General features: G+C 71.3%; 16 protein-coding genes. 5 read left to right on the forward strand and 11 right to left on the reverse strand.

Annotated elements, in window-relative coordinates; genetic code table 11:
- Window positions 1-100: 100 nt before the first annotated feature.
- The 8 genes from EDF55_RS05875 to EDF55_RS05910 all read right to left on the reverse strand — a co-directional run bounded on the left by EDF55_RS05875 (window position 101) and on the right by EDF55_RS05910 (window position 9,184).
- Window positions 101-895 (reverse strand): polyprenol monophosphomannose synthase, encoded by a 795-nt coding sequence (locus EDF55_RS05875; protein ID WP_123654020.1) that lies wholly within the window; start codon window positions 893-895, stop codon window positions 101-103.
- A gap of 46 nt (window positions 896-941) precedes the next feature.
- Window positions 942-1,616 (reverse strand): class F sortase, encoded by a 675-nt coding sequence (locus tag EDF55_RS05880; RefSeq protein ID WP_185017172.1) that lies wholly within the window; start codon window positions 1,614-1,616, stop codon window positions 942-944.
- A gap of 65 nt (window positions 1,617-1,681) precedes the next feature.
- The gene (locus EDF55_RS05885; protein ID WP_123654022.1) at window positions 1,682-2,839 is read right to left on the reverse strand and encodes a glycosyl hydrolase family 8; all 1,158 of its coding nucleotides are present in this window, start codon (window positions 2,837-2,839) and stop codon (window positions 1,682-1,684) included.
- A 154-nt stretch (window positions 2,840-2,993) separates the two neighbouring features.
- On the reverse strand, window positions 2,994-3,818 hold the full coding sequence (locus EDF55_RS05890; RefSeq protein WP_123654023.1) for a DUF4397 domain-containing protein: 825 nt from the start codon (window positions 3,816-3,818) through the stop codon (window positions 2,994-2,996).
- Window positions 3,819-4,008: 190 nt separating this feature from the next.
- Window positions 4,009-5,997: a glycosyltransferase family 39 protein gene (locus EDF55_RS05895; RefSeq protein WP_123654024.1), complete on the reverse strand. Its 1,989-nt coding sequence runs from the start codon at window positions 5,995-5,997 to the stop codon at window positions 4,009-4,011.
- Window positions 5,994-7,490: a glycosyltransferase family 2 protein gene (locus EDF55_RS05900; RefSeq protein ID WP_123654025.1), complete on the reverse strand. Its 1,497-nt coding sequence runs from the start codon at window positions 7,488-7,490 to the stop codon at window positions 5,994-5,996. The genes EDF55_RS05895 and EDF55_RS05900 overlap by 4 nt, the downstream gene beginning before the upstream one ends.
- The gene (locus tag EDF55_RS05905; RefSeq protein ID WP_123654026.1) at window positions 7,487-8,002 is read right to left on the reverse strand and encodes a GtrA family protein; all 516 of its coding nucleotides are present in this window, start codon (window positions 8,000-8,002) and stop codon (window positions 7,487-7,489) included. Before EDF55_RS05905 ends, EDF55_RS05900 begins: the two co-directional genes overlap by 4 nt.
- A gap of 177 nt (window positions 8,003-8,179) precedes the next feature.
- On the reverse strand, window positions 8,180-9,184 hold the full coding sequence (locus tag EDF55_RS05910) for an aldo/keto reductase family protein (protein ID WP_123654027.1): 1,005 nt from the start codon (window positions 9,182-9,184) through the stop codon (window positions 8,180-8,182).
- A gap of 314 nt (window positions 9,185-9,498) precedes the next feature.
- On the opposite strand from EDF55_RS05910, the gene EDF55_RS05920 reads away from it, so the two are divergent.
- The 4 genes from EDF55_RS05920 to EDF55_RS05935 all read left to right on the forward strand — a co-directional run bounded on the left by EDF55_RS05920 (window position 9,499) and on the right by EDF55_RS05935 (window position 13,383).
- Complete coding sequence (locus EDF55_RS05920) at window positions 9,499-10,431, forward strand: hypothetical protein (RefSeq protein WP_123654028.1); 933 nt, start codon at window positions 9,499-9,501, stop codon at window positions 10,429-10,431.
- Window positions 10,432-10,560: 129 nt separating this feature from the next.
- Window positions 10,561-11,121 carry a YceI family protein gene (locus EDF55_RS05925; protein ID WP_123654029.1) on the forward strand — a complete coding sequence of 187 codons (561 nt, stop codon included), beginning with the start codon at window positions 10,561-10,563 and terminating at the stop codon, window positions 11,119-11,121.
- Between the two features lie 709 nt (window positions 11,122-11,830).
- The gene (locus EDF55_RS05930; RefSeq protein ID WP_123654030.1) at window positions 11,831-12,397 is read left to right on the forward strand and encodes a TIGR03086 family metal-binding protein; all 567 of its coding nucleotides are present in this window, start codon (window positions 11,831-11,833) and stop codon (window positions 12,395-12,397) included.
- Window positions 12,398-12,399: 2 nt separating this feature from the next.
- Window positions 12,400-13,383: an aldo/keto reductase gene (locus EDF55_RS05935; protein ID WP_123654686.1), complete on the forward strand. Its 984-nt coding sequence runs from the start codon at window positions 12,400-12,402 to the stop codon at window positions 13,381-13,383.
- 72 nt (window positions 13,384-13,455) lie between these two features.
- On the opposite strand, the gene EDF55_RS05940 is transcribed toward EDF55_RS05935, so the two are convergent.
- Complete coding sequence (locus EDF55_RS05940) at window positions 13,456-14,391, reverse strand: oxygenase MpaB family protein (RefSeq protein ID WP_123654031.1); 936 nt, start codon at window positions 14,389-14,391, stop codon at window positions 13,456-13,458.
- Between the two features lie 59 nt (window positions 14,392-14,450).
- Between EDF55_RS05940 and EDF55_RS05945 the strand changes: the two genes are divergently transcribed.
- Window positions 14,451-16,136 (forward strand): long-chain-fatty-acid--CoA ligase, encoded by a 1,686-nt coding sequence (locus EDF55_RS05945; RefSeq protein ID WP_123654032.1) that lies wholly within the window; start codon window positions 14,451-14,453, stop codon window positions 16,134-16,136.
- A gap of 29 nt (window positions 16,137-16,165) precedes the next feature.
- On the opposite strand, the gene EDF55_RS05950 is transcribed toward EDF55_RS05945, so the two are convergent.
- Both EDF55_RS05950 and EDF55_RS05955 read right to left on the reverse strand, forming a co-directional pair.
- Window positions 16,166-17,182, reverse strand: a complete 1,017-nt coding sequence (locus EDF55_RS05950) for an EamA family transporter (RefSeq protein ID WP_123654033.1) — start codon at window positions 17,180-17,182, stop codon at window positions 16,166-16,168.
- Complete coding sequence (locus tag EDF55_RS05955) at window positions 17,179-19,080, reverse strand: amino acid transporter (protein ID WP_395870100.1); 1,902 nt, start codon at window positions 19,078-19,080, stop codon at window positions 17,179-17,181. Before EDF55_RS05955 ends, EDF55_RS05950 begins: the two co-directional genes overlap by 4 nt.
- Window positions 19,081-19,233 lie beyond the last annotated feature (153 nt).

Raw genomic sequence — 19,233 nt, forward strand, 5'->3', positions numbered from 1 at the left:
GACCGGAATCCGGCCGAGCACTGTCGCTTTCCGGGACCACTCCCGGCGGAAACTCCGCGGCGCGAGCGCCAGCGCCACCGCCGCGCGCGCCGCGCGCTCGTCAGTGGATCGGGTTGGACACCGCGTGCGCGTTGCGCCGCACCGACGGCAGCGGCTTGTGCTCCTTGGCGAGCGCCCGGGCCTCGCGGAGGCGCCGGTCGATGCCCCACTTCGTGACCAGGGTCAGGCTCTCCCGGACGATGTTCCCGCTCATCTTCGAGACGCCGAACTCCCGCTCGGTGAAGGTGATCGGGGTCTCGACGACCTGGAGCCCGGCCTCGAGGGCGCGCCAGCACAGGTCGACCTGGAAGCAGTACCCCTTCGAGGCGATGCCGTCGAGGTCGATGCGCCGGAGCGCCTCGGAGGTGAACACCCGGAACCCACCGGTGGCGTCCCGGACCGCGATGCCGAGTGCGAGTCGTGTGTAGAGGTTGCCGCCGCGGGACAGGAGTTCGCGGTACCAGGGCCAGTTCTCGACCTCGCCGCCCTTGATCCAGCGGGACCCGAGGACGAGGTCGTTCGTGTCCGCCAGCTCGATCAGCCACGGCAGGTACTCCGGGTGGTGCGAGCCGTCGGCATCCATCTCGACGAGCTTGTCGTACCCGTGCTCGAGGCCCCACGCGAAGCCGGACAGGTACGCGCCGCCGAGGCCGTCCTTGACGGTGCGGTGCAGCACGTGGACGCGATCGGTCGAGGCGGCGATCGAGTCCGCGATGTCGCCGGTGCCGTCGGGCGAGTTGTCGTCGACGACGAGCACGTGCACCGTGTCGTCGGTCGCTGCAAGGGTGCGCGACACGATGGGGCGGACGTTCTCCGCCTCGTCGTAGGTCGGGATGATGACCAGGGTCTCGCTCATGGTGCTCCTCGAAGTTCCGTGTCGAAGGTATCGGTCGGGTGCTGGATCAGCTGTCGGACAGGGATGCGAACACGATCAGGTTGTCCGTGTAGTGCCCGGTGGCCGTGTCGAACGTGCCGTCGCACGTGATCAGGCGGAGTTGCGGGGTGGGGGTGGTGCCATAGACGTCGCTCGTCGGGAAGGCGGACTTCGAGGCGCGCTCGGTGTCCTGGACGGTGAAGGTCCGGGTGCTGCCGTCGGACATCGCGACGTGGATCTCGTCGCCGGACACGAGTTCGTCGAGACGGAAGAACACCGCGGCGCTCGTGGGGCTGTCCACGTGTCCGGCGATGACCGCGGGGCCGACCTCGCCGGGGACGATCCCGTCGCTGAACCACCCGGCGTTGTCCCAGCCCTTCGGCGGGTCCAGTTCGCCGGCGGAGCCGCGGTGCAGGTCCTCGAGCGAGGCGTCCACGCCGATCGCCGGGATCGTCACGCGGGTCGGGGTGGCGTCGGACTTCGCTGCGGGTGCGGCCGGGTCCTGGAACCCGGTCGTGTCCCCGTCCCCCGCGGCAGCCGAGGCCGACGAACCGGACGACCCGGCCCCGGACGACCCGGCCCCAGACGACGAAGACGACGACGACGACGCACCCGCGACCGGGCCGGAACCCGATCCGGAGGCGAACGCCACCCCCGTCACGACGGCCCCCGCGACGACGACCGCAAGAGCGGCAGCCCCCACGGCCACCCACCGACGCCGAAGACCGCGAACCGGACCAGCAGGCCCACGCGCCGACCGCCGCCCGGTCACGACGCGCCTCCGGCCGAGGTCGCGCACCCGCCGAGCACGTCGGAGGTGAGCATCGTCGCCCCGAGCGCCGCCCACGCATCGCCGTAGTACGTCGGCGTCGTCGCGGCGGTCCGGTCGGCCCGGTCGACGTCCTTCGCGGCCGCACCGGTGGACCCGGCGGCCTGCTCGGCAGCGGCACGCGCGACGTACGCCAGCGCACTCCTGTCCCCGGTCACAGCGGTGCCGCCCAGGTCGAGCTGCGCCGCGAGCTGCGTCGTCCGGCGGAGTGTCGGCGCGATCGACGCCGCGAGGGAACGGTCGGCGCTCGTGCACGCCTCGGCGTACCGGAGCGGCATCCGCATCGCGTCGTAGCCGTACAGCACCCGGGCGTCGTTCCCGGTGGAGGGCATCGGGTCGACGCTGCCGTCCGCGTGCACCTGCGACCAGTCGCTCGGCAGGTCGGACTTCTCGAGCACGGCCTTCGTGACGGCCCGGGAGCCCGCTTCGAGCTCCTTCCAGCGGTCGTCCCCGGTGGCGGATGCGAGCACCCGGTAGGCGGCGGGCGACGCGTACGAGGCGTCGTACCGGTACGGCTCCGAGTCCGCCCACGGCCCGGGCAGCAGGATCCGCCCGAGGTCCGTCGTCGCGGTCTCGTGCTCGAGCACGGCGGCGGCCATCCGCTTGCCGGCCTTCGTGTAGGTGTCGTTCCCCCACGACGACCCGGCGAGCACGAGGGCCCGGGCGGTGTCGAGGTCGGCGTCGCTCGCGGACTGCCCGTCGGCGATGCCGCCGTCGGTCGTCCAGCGCCATGCGAGCAGGTCGTCGTCGGTGAGCATGTGCTTCGCCGTCCACTTCCAGATGTCACCGAAGCGCTCACGGTCACCCGAGGCGTAGGCGATGAGCAGGCCGTACGCCTGCCCCTCGCTGACCGTGTCGTCGCCCTGGTCGGTGCGGACGATGCGGCCGTCCTGCTCGTACCGGTCGAGGAACGCGGCGCGCAGCTCGGCGGCGGAGCGGGTGCCGTCCGGCGCGGTTGTCGAGGTCGGGGTCGACGCGCCACCGGCGTCCGGCGCGGGGTCCGACCAGGGTCGGACCGCCGCGACGGCGATGCCGCCGGCGACGAGGACCGCGGCGAGGCCGACGGCGGTGACGGGGATCCAGTTCCTGCGGGTCATGCTGGCCTGCTCTCTGCTGGTTGACGTGGACGACGGGCTGGTCGCCGTGGACGACGGGCTGGCCGCCGTGGACGACGGGCTGGCTGGGGCAGCGGACGGGAGGCTCGGATCACGTCAGCGGATCGGCGGACGTCAGCCGGGCCTCCGGTCCGGATCAGTGGAACAGTCCGCGGAACACACGCACCACCGCGTGCAGGAACCCCGTTGCCGGGCGGTCGGCGGCCGTGCCGCCACCGCCGGTCTGGACCCCGCCCTTCGGCGTCGCTGCGGTGGCGGCAGCGTCGGTCACGGGCACGATCGTCAGGTCGCCCGCGCTGTTGTCGAGGACGAACAGGGTGGAGACGGTGTTGCCCTTGAGGTCGACGTCCGCGGTGCCGGTCTGGCCGCTCCCCGCGATGTCGAGGTCCCACTTGCCGGCGTCTACGGTGGCGTACTCCGTGGCGGTGCCGAACGCGGCGTTCGTTGCGACGTCGGTGCCGTCCGCGGTGACGTCGACCTTCTTCGCCGTGGTCGCGGCCTGGACGAGCCGGAGCTTCGCCTTGCCGTCACCGGGCTGGGCGAGGTCGTCGGAGAACGCCGCGGTCTTCAGCGACTTGTTCTTGCCGTACGCGACGACGGTGCTCGCGTCGCCGCCCTGCACCGTGACGTCGGTGGAGATCACCGGGGTCGAGTCCGGTGCGTCCGAGGCGCGCATCGAGAGCACGTAGGTGCCGGCGGCGAGCTCCTGGTACGGGCTCACCTGGCCGTAGGTGACGTCGTCGAGCTCGAAGACCTTCTTGCCGCCGGACAGGCTCGACAGTTCGACGTCGACGCCCTTCGTGTCCGGGGAGAGGTGGCCGACGCGGAGCCAGCCCTCGTCGGCGGTCGCGGCGCTGGCGGCCTGGGGTGCGGCGAGGCCGACGGTCGCGGCGACGAGGGTCGCGGCCAGGGCGCCGACGACGGCGACGCGACGGCGGGAGGTGCGTGCGGTGGCGTTCATGGTGGTGCTCCTTCGGGTCGGTTGGTGCTGGTCGTTCCGGGTCAGGGCCGCGCGCGCTCCGTGAGCGGGCGAAATGCCGGGGTGGTCGTGCCGCCGACCGTGGTGTTTCGCCCGCTCACGGGAGCCCGCTCACGGGGCTCGTGCACGGGACGCACACGGGGCTCGCGCGGGACGCACACGGGGGCGGCGGTCACGATGCGCTGACCGCGGTGCTCGTCGGGTCGGTCGTCGGGAAGACGATCGTCAGGGTGTCGCCGTCGCGTTCGACCGAGGTCGGGCGGAAGGCGCTGGACATGGCCTCGAGGGTCTGCTCGGTCCGGCTCGCGGCCTGCGTGCTCGACGCGTGCAGGACCACGCGGCGGAAGGCCTGGCCGGTCTCGCCGGTCATCGGGGTGAAGCGGTCGACCCGCACGGACCGGTCGGCGAGGACCTGGCCGAGGGCGATCATCGCCCGGGAGTCGACCTGGCCGGCGCGGAACTGCGACTTCGTCCCGGAGTCGGCCTCGAGTGCCGGGTTCTGGGCGAGCTGCGTGCCGAGCGTCTTCCGCTGGTCGGTGGCCTTCGTGATCTCCTGCTTCGCGGTGGTCTCGCCCTGCGGGTGGATCTGCCGGACGTCGACGGCCTGGTTGCCGGTACCGAAGGTCGCCACGCTCGTGGAGTTCGCGATCGCCTGACGGACGTCCGACGACGAGTTCCCGCCGGTGCGCATCGAGTCCGTCGTGACGACGTAGTCGGAGTCCTTCCAGCCGTTGGGCGACTGCTTCTCCACGGCTCCGTCGGTGTCGAGCTTGTAGTACCAGACCACGTTGTTCCGGGCGAAGCCGTCGTTCACCAGGTCGACCCACATCGCGTCGTCGACGAGCATCCGGGAGCGCTTGTCGACGTTGTCGCCGATCCAGTTCTCCGCCTGCGCCATCGGCTTGTCGAGGTCGGTGACGAGGAACCCGCGGAGCTGCGAGCCCCAGAGCGGCACGGCGGCCACGAGCGCGGCGACGGTGACGAGCGCCCACGCACCGCCGAGGGCGCGACGCGAGACCCCGCGGAAGCGGGTCCGGGCGCGGAAGGCGGTGATCCCGCTCAGGGCGAGGACGGCCCGCTCGCCGACGTAGGCGACGAGGAGCGCGGCGAACGGCACGAGCATGATCACGTACGGCACGGGCAGGTACCCGTTCGGACGGAACATCATCGCGAGGAGGAACACGAGCATCGCGGCGATCGGGCGGACGCGGCGCAGGAAGACCCCGACGATCGCGGCGGCCGAGCCGAGCACGATGAAGACCGGGTCGAGCGCCCACCACTGCGACGCCGCCTCGTTCGCCAGGCTGCCGCCGGTGAAGAGCGACCCGCTCGCCTCGCGGCTGCCGAGCTGGTAGGTCACGCCCTCGAGCAGGCTGACCTTGCCGGCGCTCGGCAGGAGCTCTCCCTTGACCGCGGCGAGCAGGATGTACCCGCCACCGATCACGGCGAGGACCGCGCCGGCGACGCTGAGCGTGTACCGGCGGGTGCTCGGGTCGGCACGGCGGAACGCCATCCAGACCAGGAACGGCAGCGCCAGCAGGTAGGTCTCCTTGCTGAGCACCGCGACGCCGAGGCAGGCGGCCGCGCCGACGAAGCCCGCGAGCTGCTGCCGGCGGCTGAGCACCAGCACGAACGCGGCGAGGAGCCACGGGGTCGCGACGTTGTCGATGTAGACCGTGCGGTGGTACTGCAGCGCGAGCGGCGACAGGCCGAAGACGAGCACCGCGATCGCGGCGGTCGGACGGGCGGTGCCGAGGCGTCGGGCCAGCACGAACACCAGCACCGCGGAGACGGCGGCGAAGAACACCATCGCCTCACGCGCGGCCTCGACCGCGAACGGGTACCGCGCGAACGCTCCCGTCAGCGACGTGTAGCCGGCGATCTGGATCCAGCCGAGCGGCGGGTGGTCGTACCAGTACGTGTAGTGGGTCAGTTCGCCGAGGTGGGTGATCGCCCACGCCTGGGCGGTGTACGTGCCCTCGTCGTCGATGCGCTGCGGGATGCCGCCCATGTTCCAGGCCTGCACCACCGCGGCGATCGCCACGACGGGGAGGAGCCACGCGAGGCTCCGGGCGTGCACCTGGAACCAGAGGCGCACACCGGTGGCGGTGGTGGTCCCCCGGACCGGGATGCCGGTCGTGTGGGTGATGCTGGCGGTCATCGGGTACCTCCGGCGCTGGTCGACGAGCCGGCGGTCGCGAAGACCGGCTCGGGGCTGGTGACGGCGGACGGGAAGCCGACCACCTCGGGCTGCTGCACCGGGGTGCGGTGCTGCCCGGTGTGCTCCGTCTTCTCCCAGCCGTTCTGCTTCCGGGCGTGCCGGATCACGGCTCGGACGGCCGCCGCGGCGAGGAAGACCTGGTACGGGATCAGGCCGAGGACGAGCTTCACGTAGTCGCGGATCCGGACCTTCTCCTTGTAGAGACGTCCGAACTCGCCGAGCCCGGCGATCTCCACCGCCAGGAGCATCAGCGTCGGGGCGAGTGGGATGAAGGACACCAGGGCGATCGCCGTCGGGACCTTCACGAACGCGATCATGACCACGCTGAGCGGGATGAGCAGTCCGGTCGCCGCCTGGATGAACGGCATCGTGAGCAGGTAGCGGGCGAAGAAGCGCTGCTTCAGCGTCGGGAGCTTCTTCCACTCCCCCTTCTCCAGGACCTGCAGGAAGCCCTGGTTCCAGCGGGTGCGCTGCTTCAGGAGGGACGCGAAGGTCGGCGGGGTCTCCTCGCGGGTGACCGCCTCCGGGCTGTACGCCACGACGACCTTGGCGCCGTCGGCGGAGAGCCGGACCCCGAGCTCGCAGTCCTCGGCGAGGCAGTGCGCGTCCCAGCCGTTCGACCAGTCCAGGCGCTCCTTCGTCACGAAGACGGTGTTGCCGCCGAGCGGGATGAACTTCGACTCGGCGTGGAAGTGCAGACGCGAGCGGAACCAGAAGTAGTACTCGAGGACGTTCCGGAGCGACCACCAGCTGGACTTGAAGTTCATCAGCTGCACGCCGCCCTGCACGACGTCGGCGCCGGTCTCCTGGAACCGCGAGTCGACCAGGGTGAGCAGGTGCGGGTACACCTCGTCCTCCGCGTCGAACACGCCCACGACGTCACCGGTGGCGTGCTGCAGCGCCAGGTTCATCGCCTTCGGCTTGTTCTTCGGCAGGGTGTCGTCGACGACCACCTTGATCAGCCCGGGGTGGCGGGCAGCGGCCTCGCGGACGACCCGATCGGTGCCGGGGTCGTCCTCGCCGACGATCGCGATGATCTCGAAGTCGGGGTGGTCCTGCGTGGCGAGCATGTCGAGCGTCTGCCCCATCACGTCCTCCTCGTGCCGGCCGGGCACCAGGAGCGTGAAGCGGTGCGCCGCGGGACGCGGCGTCTGGCTGAAGCTCGTCGCGCGGAGCGCGGAGCGCGAGCGCCAGGCGTGCAGCATCCACCACAGGGTGGACAGCGCGACCAGCGTGAGCAGGACGGAGATGGCGATGAGGGCGCTGTAGCCGATCCACTCGCCCACCGACCAGGCGGCGTGCGGGACCTGACCCGAGCCTCCCGTCGGGACGTCCGTGGTGCCCCGGTTCGGGACGTTCCCCGACGTGCCGGACTGGTCCTTCGGCTGCAGCAGTGGCCCCGCAGCGATGGTCAACGTGCTCAGCGGTGTCATTCGACGATCTCCTTCGTGCGACGTGCGTCCCGGGAACGGAAGACGAGTGCCTTGTACGCGGCGAACCGGAACGCGGTGCCGAGGACCAGGCCGACCCCGTTGCCGGCGACGTTGTCGGCGAGGGTGGAGGTGAATCCGAGGAGGTAGTGCGAGACGTAGAGGCACCCGGCGGCGATGCCGAGGCCGATCAGGTTCGTGAGCGCGAACAGCAGGCCCTCGCGGATCGTCTCCCGACGTCCGGTGGTGCGCTCGGCGCGGAACGTGATGAAGCGGTTGAGGACGTACGCGACGGCCGTCGAGACGACGGCCGAGGCGACCTTCGCGCCGATCGGCTTGTCGTCGAGCACCGTGGCGCGCAGCAGGTTGTAGACGCCGAGGTCGACGAGGAAGCAGAACGCGCCGATGGCGCCGAAGGACACGAGTTGGCGGGCGGTCGCGATCAGGGTCGCGAACCGGCCTGCGGATGTCACCCGTTCAGGTGGCACCACAACGAGGGTGTCGGTCGAGGTCATGCCCCCGATTCGGGGGGCTTCTCGTCTGGGTTTGGGTGGGGTACGTACTTACCCAGGGGTCTGCCAGACGCGCGACACGCGTTGTTCATCCGGGGTACGCGTGGTGCGGTCCGCAACTGCGGACGGGAGGCACGGTGCCAGCTGGCACCGTGCCTCCCGTCCGTGGTGGGGTGGCGTCTACGCGGGGCGCGAGGTCGGGCTCACGCTCTTCGAGGAGTCGCGTTCCGGGATGTCGCCGAGCGCTTCGTCGATGGCACGCAGTGCATCGGCGTCGAGCGTCACGCCCGCGGCCTTGACGTTGTCCGTGACCTGCGACGGACGGGAGGCCCCGACGATCGCGCTGGCCACGTTCTCGTTCTGCAGCGTCCACGCGATGGCGAGCTGGGCGAGGGTCAGACCAGCCTGGTCGGCGACCGGCTGCAGGCGCTGGACGGCCTCGAGGACCTCGTCGCGCATGAACCGCTTGATCATGTCCGCGCCGCCCTTCTCGTCCGTGGCGCGGGAGCCCTCGGGCAGCGGCTGGCCGGGCTTGTACTTGCCCGTCAGCACACCCTGCGCGATCGGCGACCAGACGATCTGGGACAGGCCGAGCTCCTTCGAGGTGGGGACGACCTCGCCCTCGATGACCCGCCAGAGCATCGAGTACTGCGGCTGGTTCGAGATGAGCTGGAAGCCGAGCTCCTTCGCGAGCGACGCGCCCGCGCGGATCTGCTCCGCGGTCCACTCGGAGACGCCGATGTAGAGCGCCTTGCCCTGTCGCACCACGTCGGCGAAGGCCTGCATGGTCTCTTCGAGCGGGGTCTCGTAGTCGTAGCGGTGCGCCTGGTAGAGGTCGACGTAGTCCGTCTGGAGGCGGGTCAGCGAGCCGTTGATCGACTCCATGATGTGCTTGCGGGAGAGGCCGACGTCGTTGTGCTGCTTCGGGCCGGTGGGCCAGTAGACCTTCGTGAAGACCTCGAGGCCGGCACGACGCTCACCCTTGAGCGCTTCGCCGAGGACCGTCTCCGCCGCCGTGTTGGCGTACGTGTCCGCGGTGTCGAACGTGGTGATGCCGGCGTCGAGCGCTGCCCGGACACACTGGGTGGCGACGTCGTTCTCGACCTGCGAGCCGTGGGTGAGCCAGTTGCCGTACGTGATCTCGGAGATCTTGAGGCCGGAGTTGCCGAGGTACCTGAATTCCATGCTCCGACGCTACCGCGCGCGCCCGGCGCCGCGGGAGGCCCCCGCGGGGCCTCCCGCGCGGCGCGCCGCGCGCCGCGGCCGCGCTCCCGCGGGAGGGGGAGGTCGAGCGGGAGGGACGGGGGAGGTCGAGCGGGAGGGACGGGGGGGGGGACGTCGAGCGGGCGAAATACCCGGGTCCGTCCGCCGTCGGACACTGGCATTCCGCCCGCTCGACTTCCGTGGCGCCTCCTCCACAAGCGGGTGTCCGTCTCGACGGTCCACAGTGGAGGCTCGACTCACCACCTGGACGGCGGTCCCCCTACGAGCATGTGGAGATGACCGCCAGACGTCGACTCCCGTCGGCACTCCGCAATGCCTCGTTCCGCGTACGCAACGCACTCCACCGAGGGGTTCCCCGAGGCCGACTCGACGCGCGAGACCTCGTCCGTCCGTACCACGGGGTGCGCTCCCCGGCGCCGCCAGGAACCACCGAGGAACGTGCTCGAGCGCTCGCCCCGCGGCTGCGAGCAGACCAGGTCTTCAGCCATGTCACCGCTGCGGCGATCATCGGCGTCCCGCTCCCCCGACGGATCGAACGGGATCTCCGGCTGCACGTCACGACGATCGGCGTCGACCAGGCACTCCGCGTCCGTGGTGCCGTCGGACACCGCGCGCGGTACGGCACGGTGCGCTGGTCACACGCGCGCGGGGTGCCGATCAGTCATCCGGCCGACACGTTCGTCGCGCTCGCGACCCTCCTCACCCTCGACGAGCTCATCGTCGCCGGCGATGCACTCGTGGGCTGGCTCGGATGGCTGACCGTCGACGAGTTGACCGCAGCGGTTCGGCGCCGTCGACGGATCAGGGGCATCGTGAAACTGCGCGCGGCGCTCCTCGAGATCCGGGTGGGATCGCGGTCCCCAGGAGAGACCAGAACGCGACTCGCACTCGTTCGCCGTGGACTCCCCGAACCGGCCCTGAACCACGACGTCGTGGTCGACGGAGTCTGGATCGCCTGCGTCGACCTCGCGTACCCGGAAGCCCGAGTGGCGATCGAGTACGAGAGCGACCTCCACCGAACCGATCCAGGCACGTTCAAGAAGGACCTCACCCGTGGTGAACACCTGAAGGACGTCGACTGGTGGCTGGTCCGATCGACAGCGGACGACCTCGGACGGAACGTGGACCGCTTCGTCTGGCGCATCCGTCGGCTGCTCGACGTCGGTACCGCTGGACGCCACGACACGCGGTCGACGGCGCTCCGATGAACATTGGTTGACGCTTCAACCAATTGGGTGCACAATGGCGTAGCATCAACTTCGATGCGGGCGCATGGATCGGGGCTCCGGTTCGCTCGCGTCGCACCACGAACTCCGTCGTCCCGGAAGGACACCACCATGACGCTCACCGCTGACACCGTTCCCGGCTACCAGACCGGCACCTGGAAGATCGACCCGACCCACTCCGAGGTCACCTTCTCCGTCCGCCACCTGGCGATCAGCAAGGTGAAGGGCAAGTTCGAGAACTTCGACGCGACCGTCGTCACCGCTGAGAACCCGCTCGAGTCGACCGTCGAGGCGAACATCGACGTCGCGTCCATCAACACGGGCCAGGAGCAGCGCGACCAGCACCTCAAGACGAGCGACTTCTTCCTCACGGAGGAGCACCCGCAGCTCACCTTCCGTTCCACCGGCATCGAGGCCAAGGGCGACAACCTGCACATCGCCGGTGACCTGACCCTCCGCGGCGTCACCAAGCCGGTCGTCCTCAAGGCCGAGCTCGGCGGCTTCACGACCGACGGCTACGGCCAGGTCAAGTTCGGCGCCGAGGCGACGACCAAGATCGACCGGACCGAGTTCGGCGTGAACTGGAACGCAGCGCTCGAGGCCGGCGGCTTCACCCTCGGCAACGACGTCACCATCAACCTCGACGTCCAGTTCGTCCTCCAGGCGGCCTGACCCTCGAACGACAACCGCTGCCCGACTGCGGCCTCGCGCCGCACGGCAGCCCTCCCCCTAGTCGAAGCCCCGACGCCATCCCGGCGCCGGGGCTTCGTCGTGCCCGGCGTCCGCAACGCACGCCCACTCGAGCGGGCGAAACACCCGGGCCGCCCGCCCCGTGCACCGCGGCATTTCGCCCGCTCGGCACCCCCGGCGCCCCCGGCGCGCGCGGGCGGTCGGACGAGGACGCCGCTCGACTCCGCATCCACTCGAGCGGGCGAAACACCCGGGCCGCCCGCGCCATGCACCGCGGCATTTCGCCCGCTTGGCGCCCCCGGCGCCCCCGGCGCGCGCGCGGGCGGTCGGACGAGGGCGCCGCTCGACGCCGCATCCGCTCGAGCGGGCGAAACACCCGGGCCGCCCGCCCCGTGCACCGCGGCATTTCGCCCGCTCGTGCACGGTGGGGCGGGCCGCGGGGCGGAGCGCGCAGCGCGTACGGTGGGCAGCGCGGCGGCACGCCGGGAATCCCGGGCATCGTGCGCCGGTTCACGCACAGCACCAGCACGCACGCAGCGCACAGCACCAGCACGCACGCAGCACGCAGCACGCACGCACGCACGCGCAGCACGCACGCACGCAGCACGCACGCACACGCAGCACGCACGCACGAGCACGCGCAGCACGCACGCAGCACACACGCACGCCCCCTCGAACAAGGAGCACCACCATGGCCACCGACTGGATCGCGTTGCAGGCCCTCGCCGCAGCCGAGTTCGGCCGCCGCGTCGCCGCCGTCACCGAATGGGACGCGCCGACGCCCGACTCCGAGTGGACCACCAGGGACCTCGTCGCCCACGTGGTCGACGAGCAGCGCTGGATCCCGCTCCTCCTCACCGGGTGCGACTACGCCCAGGCCGAGGCCGACCTGGAACCGATCGGCGACGACCTCGTGACGGAGTGGCAGCGCTTCGCCGGCGCCGCCACCGAGGCCTGGCAGCGCGCCCCGAAGGACACCCCGGTGCACCTCGCGACGGACGTCGTGACCGCGGGCGAGTACCTCGCGGAGCAGACGAGCGACATCACGATCCACACGTGGGACCTCGCCCGTGCCACCGGGAGCGACGACGCGCTGCCCGACGAACTCGTCGAGGCCGTGTGGAAGCACTTCGAACCGCAGATCGAGTCCCTCGCGGCAACGGGCCTCTACGCGGCCCCCGTCGAGGTCGGCGAGGACGCACCGCTCCAGGTCCGCCTGCTCGCCGTCACAGGCCGCGATGCCAGGGTGGCTGCATGAGCATCAGCACGACCCGCCTCGGTGGCACCGGCCTCGAGATCAGCAACGTCGTCCTCGGGATGATGTCCTACGGCGACCCGACGAAGGGCTCCCACGAGTGGAGCGTCGGCATCGACGAGGCCCGCCCGTTCGTCCGTCGGGCCTTCGACGCCGGCATCACGACGTTCGACACCGCCAACGTCTACTCCGACGGCTCCAGCGAGGAGATCACCGGCATGCTGCTCCGCGAGCTCGGCCCGCGCGAGGACGTCCAGGTCCTCACGAAGGTCTTCAACCGGATGCGTCCCGGCCGGAACGGTGCCGGGCTCTCCCGCGTCGCGATCATGCACGAGATCGACGCGTCCCTGACCCGCCTCGGCACCGACTACGTCGACGTCTACCAGATCCACCGCTTCGACCCGAACACCCCGGTCGAGGAGACGATGGGAGCGCTCCACGACGTCGTCAAGTCCGGCAAGGCGCGCTACATCGGCGCGAGCAGCATGTGGGCGTGGCAGTTCGCCGAGATGCAGCACACCGCCGAGCTGCACGGGTGGACGAAGTTCGTGTCCATGCAGGACCAGTACAACCTGCTCGAGCGCGAGGAAGAGCGCGAGATGCACCCGTTCTGCGAGCACACCGGTGTCGGGGTGATCCCGTGGAGCCCCCTCGCCCGCGGCAAGGTCACCCGCCCGTGGGACGCGCAGGGCTCGGGGTCCCGTGCCGACACCGACCAGTTCGGCAAGACCCTGTACCGCCAGGACGAGGACGCCAACCGCGCGATCGTCGGCACGGTCGAGCAGATCGCCACGGACCGCGGCGTGAGCATGGCCCAGATCGCGCTCGCGTGGGTGGCCGGCAAGAGCGCGGTGTCCGCACCGATCGTCGGCGCGACGAAGGAGCACCACATCGACGACGCTGTCGCAGCCGCGTCGATCGACCTCACCGAGGACGAGGTGACGCGGCTCGAGTCCGCGTACACGCCCCGGGTGCCGTCCGGTTTCTGACGTCACCACGTGACGGACGGGAGGCACGGTGCCAGCTGGCACCGGGCCTCCCGTCCGGTCGTGAGCCGGGTCCTACCCCACCGGATCCGCTGGTGACGCGGCCGAGCGCTCCAGCCGCGCGATGCGCACGAGCGCTGCGCGCTCGCTGCCGGTCTGGTTGCCGAGCACCGCGCCGATGCCGTCGAGGACGAGGCCCGTCGTCCGCCCGACCGGGAACTCGAGGGGGCCGAGCGAGGGCGCTCGCAGCCCGAGCATCGACCGGTGCCGCGGGTCGAGCGTCGACGCGGCACCCTGGAACAGCGCCTGGTAGCCCGGCCGGAGCATGCGCGCGAGCGGCGGGTTCCTGATGAAGCGGACGACGTCACGGGTGCGCGGCGTCACGGCGAGTTCCCCGCGGTCGAGGTACCCGTTCATCTGGGCGCGGAGCTCCGCCTCGGACTCCGGCGGGTCCTCGACGCGCATGAGCCGTCCGGCGATGGCCCATTCCCGGACGTAGGCGTCGGCGCCGCCCGGGATGGGGTCGCCCCACTGCTCGGCGGCACGGAGGAAGGCGTCGGTGAAGGCGAGGTGCACCCAGCGGGCCAGGTCGGGGTCGTTCGCGGTGTAGTCACGCGTGACACCGTGGCCGTCGACGTACTGCCCCCGGACCTTCTCGTGCAGGCGCAGGACCCACTCGCTCGCGCCACGGGCCGTCGCGGTGTCGCCGTGGGAGACGGTGTAGATCCAGCGGATCGTGCCGGCGAGGCGGCCGAAGGGGTCCTCGCGGTAGCGGGAGTGGTCGGCGACGCCGGCGAGCGCACCCGGGTGCAGCGCCTGGACGAGGAGCGCCCGGACGCCCGCGACGATCGTCTGCTTGCCGCCGTGCACCGCCCAGGTCGCGGAGCCGGGGCCGAAGAAGCCCGCGTCGTCGCCCTGTTCGAGTTCGTCCACCCACGCGGGACGCTCGGTCGCACCGCCGGTGAACGTGGTGTTGAGCCGGGAGCGGAAGGCGTCGGTGACGAAGGACATGCGCCCATCGTCCGTCGTGCTCCTGACATTGCCCCGGGCACGCCAGCTAGGTTGGACGGGTGAGCATCGACACGCCCCGTCCCTGGCTTGCCGCCTACGCCCCCGGCGTCCCCCACGACATCGAGGAGCCGACCGGTTCGCTCGTCGACCTGGTGGAGCAGTCGGCGAAGCGGTTCCCGAAGAAGGTCGCCCTCGAGTTCTTCAAGCGCACGACGACGTACGCCGAACTCGAGGACCAGATCGTCCGCGCGGCGAACGGGCTCCGGAAGCTCGGCGTCACGGCCGGCGACCGCGTGGCCCTGGTGCTGCCGAACTGCCCGCAGCACGTCGTGGCGTTCTACGCGGTCCTGCGGCTCGGGGCGATCGTCGTCGAGCACAACCCGCTGTACACGCCGCGGGAGCTCCGCCACCAGTTCGAGGACCACGGCGCCCGGGTCGTCATCGCGTGGGACAAGTCCGTCGCCACGCTGCAGGAGTTCCCGTCCGACGTCCGGCTCGACGCGATCGTGTCGGTCGACCTGACGAAGGCGATGCCGCGGAGGACCCGGCTCGCGCTGACCCTGCCCGTTGCGAAGGCCCGGGAGTCCCGCGCGAAGCTCACGACGAAGGTCCGTGGCACCACGAAGTGGGACGACCTCGTCGCGTCGCGGCGGCTGCCCCGGAAGCACCCGCGTCCGGCGACGACGGACACCGCGCTCATCCAGTACACCTCCGGCACGATGGGCACCCCGAAGGGCGCCGTGCTCACGCACCGGAACCTCATCGCGAACGCCGCGCAGGCCCGCGCTTGGGTGCCGCAGATCCAGCCCGGCGACGGCAGCGTCGTCTACGCGATCCTGCCGATGTTCCACGCGTACGGGCTGACGCTCTGCCTGACCTTCGCGATGAGCATGGCCTCCCGGCTGGTGCTGTTCCCGGCGTTCGACCCGGACCTCGTGCTCACCGCCATGAAGCAGCACCCGCCGACGTTCCTGCCGGCCGTGCCGCCGATCTACGCCCGGCTCCAGCACGCCGCCGACTCGAAGAAGGTCTCTCTACAGGGGATCGAGATCGGGATCTCCGGCGCGATGCCGCTGTCGCAGGACATCGTCGAGCCGTGGGAGGCGCGCACCGGCGGGTACCTCGTCGAGGGCTACGGGCTCTCCGAGTGCTCCCCGGTCATCATGGCGAACCCGGTGTCCGACGCCCGGCGGCTCGGGACGATCGGGCTGCCGTTCCCCTCGACCGAGGCCCGCGTCGCCGACCTGGACGACGCCACCCGGGTCCTCGGCGTCGACGAGTCCGGCGAGCTGCAGGTACGCGGGCCGCAGGTGTTCAGCGGGTACTGGGGCAAGGCCGAGGCCACCGACGAGGTCTTCACCCCGGACGGCTGGTTCCGCACCGGGGACATCGTCGCGATCGACGCGGACGGGTACGTGCGGATCGTGGACCGGCTCAAGGAGCTCATCATCACGGGCGGCTTCAACGTCTCGCCGTCCGAGGTCGAGGACGCCCTGGTCAAGCACCCGAGCGTCCGGGAGGTCGCGGTCGTCGGCATCACCCAGGCGGGCAACGAGCAGGTCGTCGCCGCGGTGGTGCCGCGTGACCCGGCCTCGTTCGATGCCGACGCGCTGCGGGCCTACGCCCGGGAGCACCTGGCGGCGTACAAGGTGCCGCGCCGGGTCGTCGTCGTGGAGGACCTCCCCCGCTCGATGATCGGCAAGGTGCTGCGCCGGAAGGTGCGCGACGCGATCCTCGAGGGGTAGCGCGCGGGTCCGTCTGCAGCGTGCGCGCGTCAGCGCCGCGCGCGCCGCGCGGGCAGCGCCAGCAGCGCGAGCCCGAGCACGACGAGCACGATGCCCGCCCAGCCCGCGGCACCGAGGTGCTCACCGACCACGAGCACAGCGAGCACCGCGGCCACGACGGGCTCGAGCAACGACAGCAGCGTCGCACCCGACGCGCTGACCGTCCGGAGCCCGAGCGCGTACAGCGAGTGCCCGAGGACCGTCGGCACGAGCGCGAGGTACAGGAACACCGGCCAGTTCCCCGCGACCACGAGCGCGTCGTGCCCGACCACCACCGCGAGCACCACGAGCGGGACCGCGGCGAGCCCGAACACCGCGCCGACGAGGCCCTGCTCGCTCGGCCGCGCCCGCTCCGCGATCTCGACGCCCGGCCCACCGGGAAGCGTCCCGACGGCAACCGGCGCCGCGCCCGGCCCACCGGGAAGTGTCCCGACAGCACCCGACGCCGCGCCCATCCCCCGTGCGATCGCCCACGAGTACAGCGCGTACGTGAGGCCGGCCACGAGCGCGCACGCCAGCCCGACCGGCAGCGACTCCGAGGCGCCGTTGCCCCCGGGCCGCGCGAGCGTCACGACGACCATCCCGACCACGCTCACGAGCGTCGCCACACCCCAGCGCAGCGTCGGCCGCCGGTGCTCCGCCGCCCACTCGACGAGTCCCGCGAACACCGGCGACGACCCGATCGCGACCGTCGTGCCGAGCGCCACCCCCGCGTCGGCCAGCGCCGCGTAGAACGTCACCGCGTACACGGCGAGTGAGGCCGCCCCGAGCCATGCCCAGCCCCTGGTGCCGCTCGCGGTGAGGGCGCGGATCGTGCCACGCCCGGCCGCGGCGGCGAGCACGAGGCCGCCGAGCCCGAACGTCACGGCGCCGAACACGGACGCCGGCACGCCCGGCGCGAAGTGGGTCGCGGTCCCGGTGGTCCCCCAGACGACGGCGGCGACCGCGATCGCGGTCACGCCGGCGAGCGGACGGGAGGCTCGGCTCGCCTCGACCGCGCCGGTCACGACACGTGGACGCTCGGTCGCCGCGTCACCTCGGGTTCCGCTTCGCGCAGGACCTCGCGGGTCACCGGTGCGACGTCCCCGACGCCCGTGAACACGAAGCGGATCGCGTTCCGGATCGGGGAGCCCTCGTTCCACTCGAAGTAGATGCTCGGGACGACCCCGGCGATGTCCCGGATCGCGAGGAGGGTCGAGGCGATCGTGTTCGGGACGTTCCCGGAGCGCACCTTGAGCACGCGGAACCCGTGGATGACGTGCCCCTCGACGACGAGGTCCTCCTCGAAGTCCGACGAGTCGGCGGGCAGCACCTCGAGGAACATCGTCGGGACCCGGGCGGGGATGCCGGAGTCGCGACGTTCCTCGCGCCCCTTCGACCGGTACGCCTCGGCGGTCCCGGCGCCCGGCTCGTTCGCGATGATGCACACGGCACTGAACTGGTCGGCGTCGGCCTCGACGAACTGCCGGGCGGTGGCGTCCAGCTCGATGGAGGACGCGCGGAGTTCGAACGACCGGCGGACCCGGGACACCAGGGACACGACGACGATCGCGACGATGAACACCGTGGCGATCCGCACGCCGTCGGGCCGCTCGAAGACGTTCGCGATGGTCGTGTAGATGAACACCAGCGCGATCACGGCGTACGCGATCATCCGCTTCCGCTGCTGCCGGCATCGGGCGGAGAGGGTCACCGCGACCGCGGCGCTCGTGATGAGGACGAGCACCCCCGTGGCGTACGCGCCGCCCTGCGCGTCGACGTTCGCCTGGAAGATGATCGTGATGAGGAAGGCGATGAGCGTGAAGATGATGACGAGGGGCCGGGTCGCCCTGGCCCACTGCGGCGCCATGCCGTATCGCGGCAGGAACCGGGGCACCAGGTTCAGCAGCCCGGCCATCGCGCTCGCGCCCGCGAACCACAGGATCGCGACCGTCGAGAAGTCGTACACCGACCCGAACACGCCCCCGAGGTACTCGTGCGCCAGGTACGCCAGCGCACGACCGTTCGCACCGCCGCCCGGCTGGAACTCGTGCTGGGGGATGAGGAAGGTCGTGACGATCGAGGAGGTGATGAGGAACGTGCTCATGATCACCGCCGCAACGGTGAGCAGCCGTTTGGTCCCGCGGATGCGGCCCTCCGGTCGGGGGCCGGTGGCGTCGTCGGCGTCGCCCCGCACCTGCGGCATCACCGCGACACCGGTCTCGAACCCGGACAGGCCGAGCGCGAGCTTCGGGAACACGACGAGCGCGATCCCGATCATCACGAGGGGGTTGCTGTGCTCGGCCGTCAGGCCGCTCCACCAGTCGCTCGCCACGGTCGGTCGCTCGAACACGTGCCAGAGCGCGACGACCACGACGACCGCATTGAGCACCAGGTAGACGGCGACCAGTCCGACGGCGATGCCGATCGCCTCCTTGAAACCGCGGAGGAACACGACGCCGAGCAGGAGCAGCAGCGCAAGGGTCAGCGGCACCGGGATCTCGGTGAACCAGTGCGGCGTGAACGGGTTCTCGGCGATGTGGGCCGTGGCGTCCGCGGCGGAGAGGGTCATCGTGATCATGAAGTCCGTCACGGCGAACCCGAGCAGCACCAGCACGAACAGCTTGCCCGCCCACCACGGCAGCAGCTTCTCGAGCATCATGATCGATCCGGCACCGCGGAAGCTGTCCTGGGCGACGCGGCGGTAGACCGGCAGCGCACCGAACAGCGTGACGAGCACGAGCACGATGGTCGCGATCGGTGACAGGAGTCCCGCGGCGAGCGCCGCGATGGCGGGCTGGTACCCGAGCGTGGAGAAGTAGTCGACGCCGGTGAGGCACATGACCCGCCACCACGAGTGGGTCTTCTCCACCTCGACCTGGTGCGGCCCCTGGTGGGACGCACCCTGTTCGGAGCCGTGGAGCATCCAGCGGCGCATGCGAGTGCCGCGGTCCGGGGCGGGGCCAGTCGCGTCGCGTTCCGCGGCTCGCTCGGCGTCTGTCGCGGTCACGGTCACGATGGTAGGCCGTGGCGCATCGATCCGCGTGCCGGCTGGACGATCAGCGCTCGGTCGACCGGC

The organism is Curtobacterium sp. ZW137 (assembly GCF_003762905.1).
In the GTDB taxonomy this organism is placed as follows: Bacteria; Actinomycetota; Actinomycetes; order Actinomycetales; family Microbacteriaceae; genus Curtobacterium.

Excerpts from the sequence above, each read along its gene's own strand:
- EDF55_RS05890 (WP_123654023.1), bottom strand. The coding sequence starts at position 3,818 with ATGAACGCCACCGCACGCACCTCCCGCCGTCGCGTCGCCGTCGTCGGC.
- EDF55_RS05895 (WP_123654024.1), bottom strand. The coding sequence starts at position 5,997 with ATGACCGCCAGCATCACCCACACGACCGGCATCCCGGTCCGGGGGACC.
- EDF55_RS05900 (WP_123654025.1), bottom strand. The coding sequence starts at position 7,490 with ATGACACCGCTGAGCACGTTGACCATCGCTGCGGGGCCACTGCTGCAG.
- EDF55_RS05910 (WP_123654027.1), bottom strand. The coding sequence starts at position 9,184 with ATGGAATTCAGGTACCTCGGCAACTCCGGCCTCAAGATCTCCGAGATC.
- EDF55_RS05925 (WP_123654029.1), top strand. The coding sequence starts at position 10,561 with ATGACGCTCACCGCTGACACCGTTCCCGGCTACCAGACCGGCACCTGG.
- EDF55_RS05920 (WP_123654028.1), top strand. The coding sequence starts at position 9,499 with ATGACCGCCAGACGTCGACTCCCGTCGGCACTCCGCAATGCCTCGTTC.
- EDF55_RS05905 (WP_123654026.1), bottom strand. The coding sequence starts at position 8,002 with ATGACCTCGACCGACACCCTCGTTGTGGTGCCACCTGAACGGGTGACA.
- EDF55_RS05875 (WP_123654020.1), bottom strand. The coding sequence starts at position 895 with ATGAGCGAGACCCTGGTCATCATCCCGACCTACGACGAGGCGGAGAAC.
- EDF55_RS05930 (WP_123654030.1), top strand. The coding sequence starts at position 11,831 with ATGGCCACCGACTGGATCGCGTTGCAGGCCCTCGCCGCAGCCGAGTTC.
- EDF55_RS05940 (WP_123654031.1), bottom strand. The coding sequence starts at position 14,391 with ATGTCCTTCGTCACCGACGCCTTCCGCTCCCGGCTCAACACCACGTTC.
- EDF55_RS05885 (WP_123654022.1), bottom strand. The coding sequence starts at position 2,839 with ATGACCCGCAGGAACTGGATCCCCGTCACCGCCGTCGGCCTCGCCGCG.
- EDF55_RS05955 (WP_395870100.1), bottom strand. The coding sequence starts at position 19,080 with ATGCTCCACGGCTCCGAACAGGGTGCGTCCCACCAGGGGCCGCACCAG.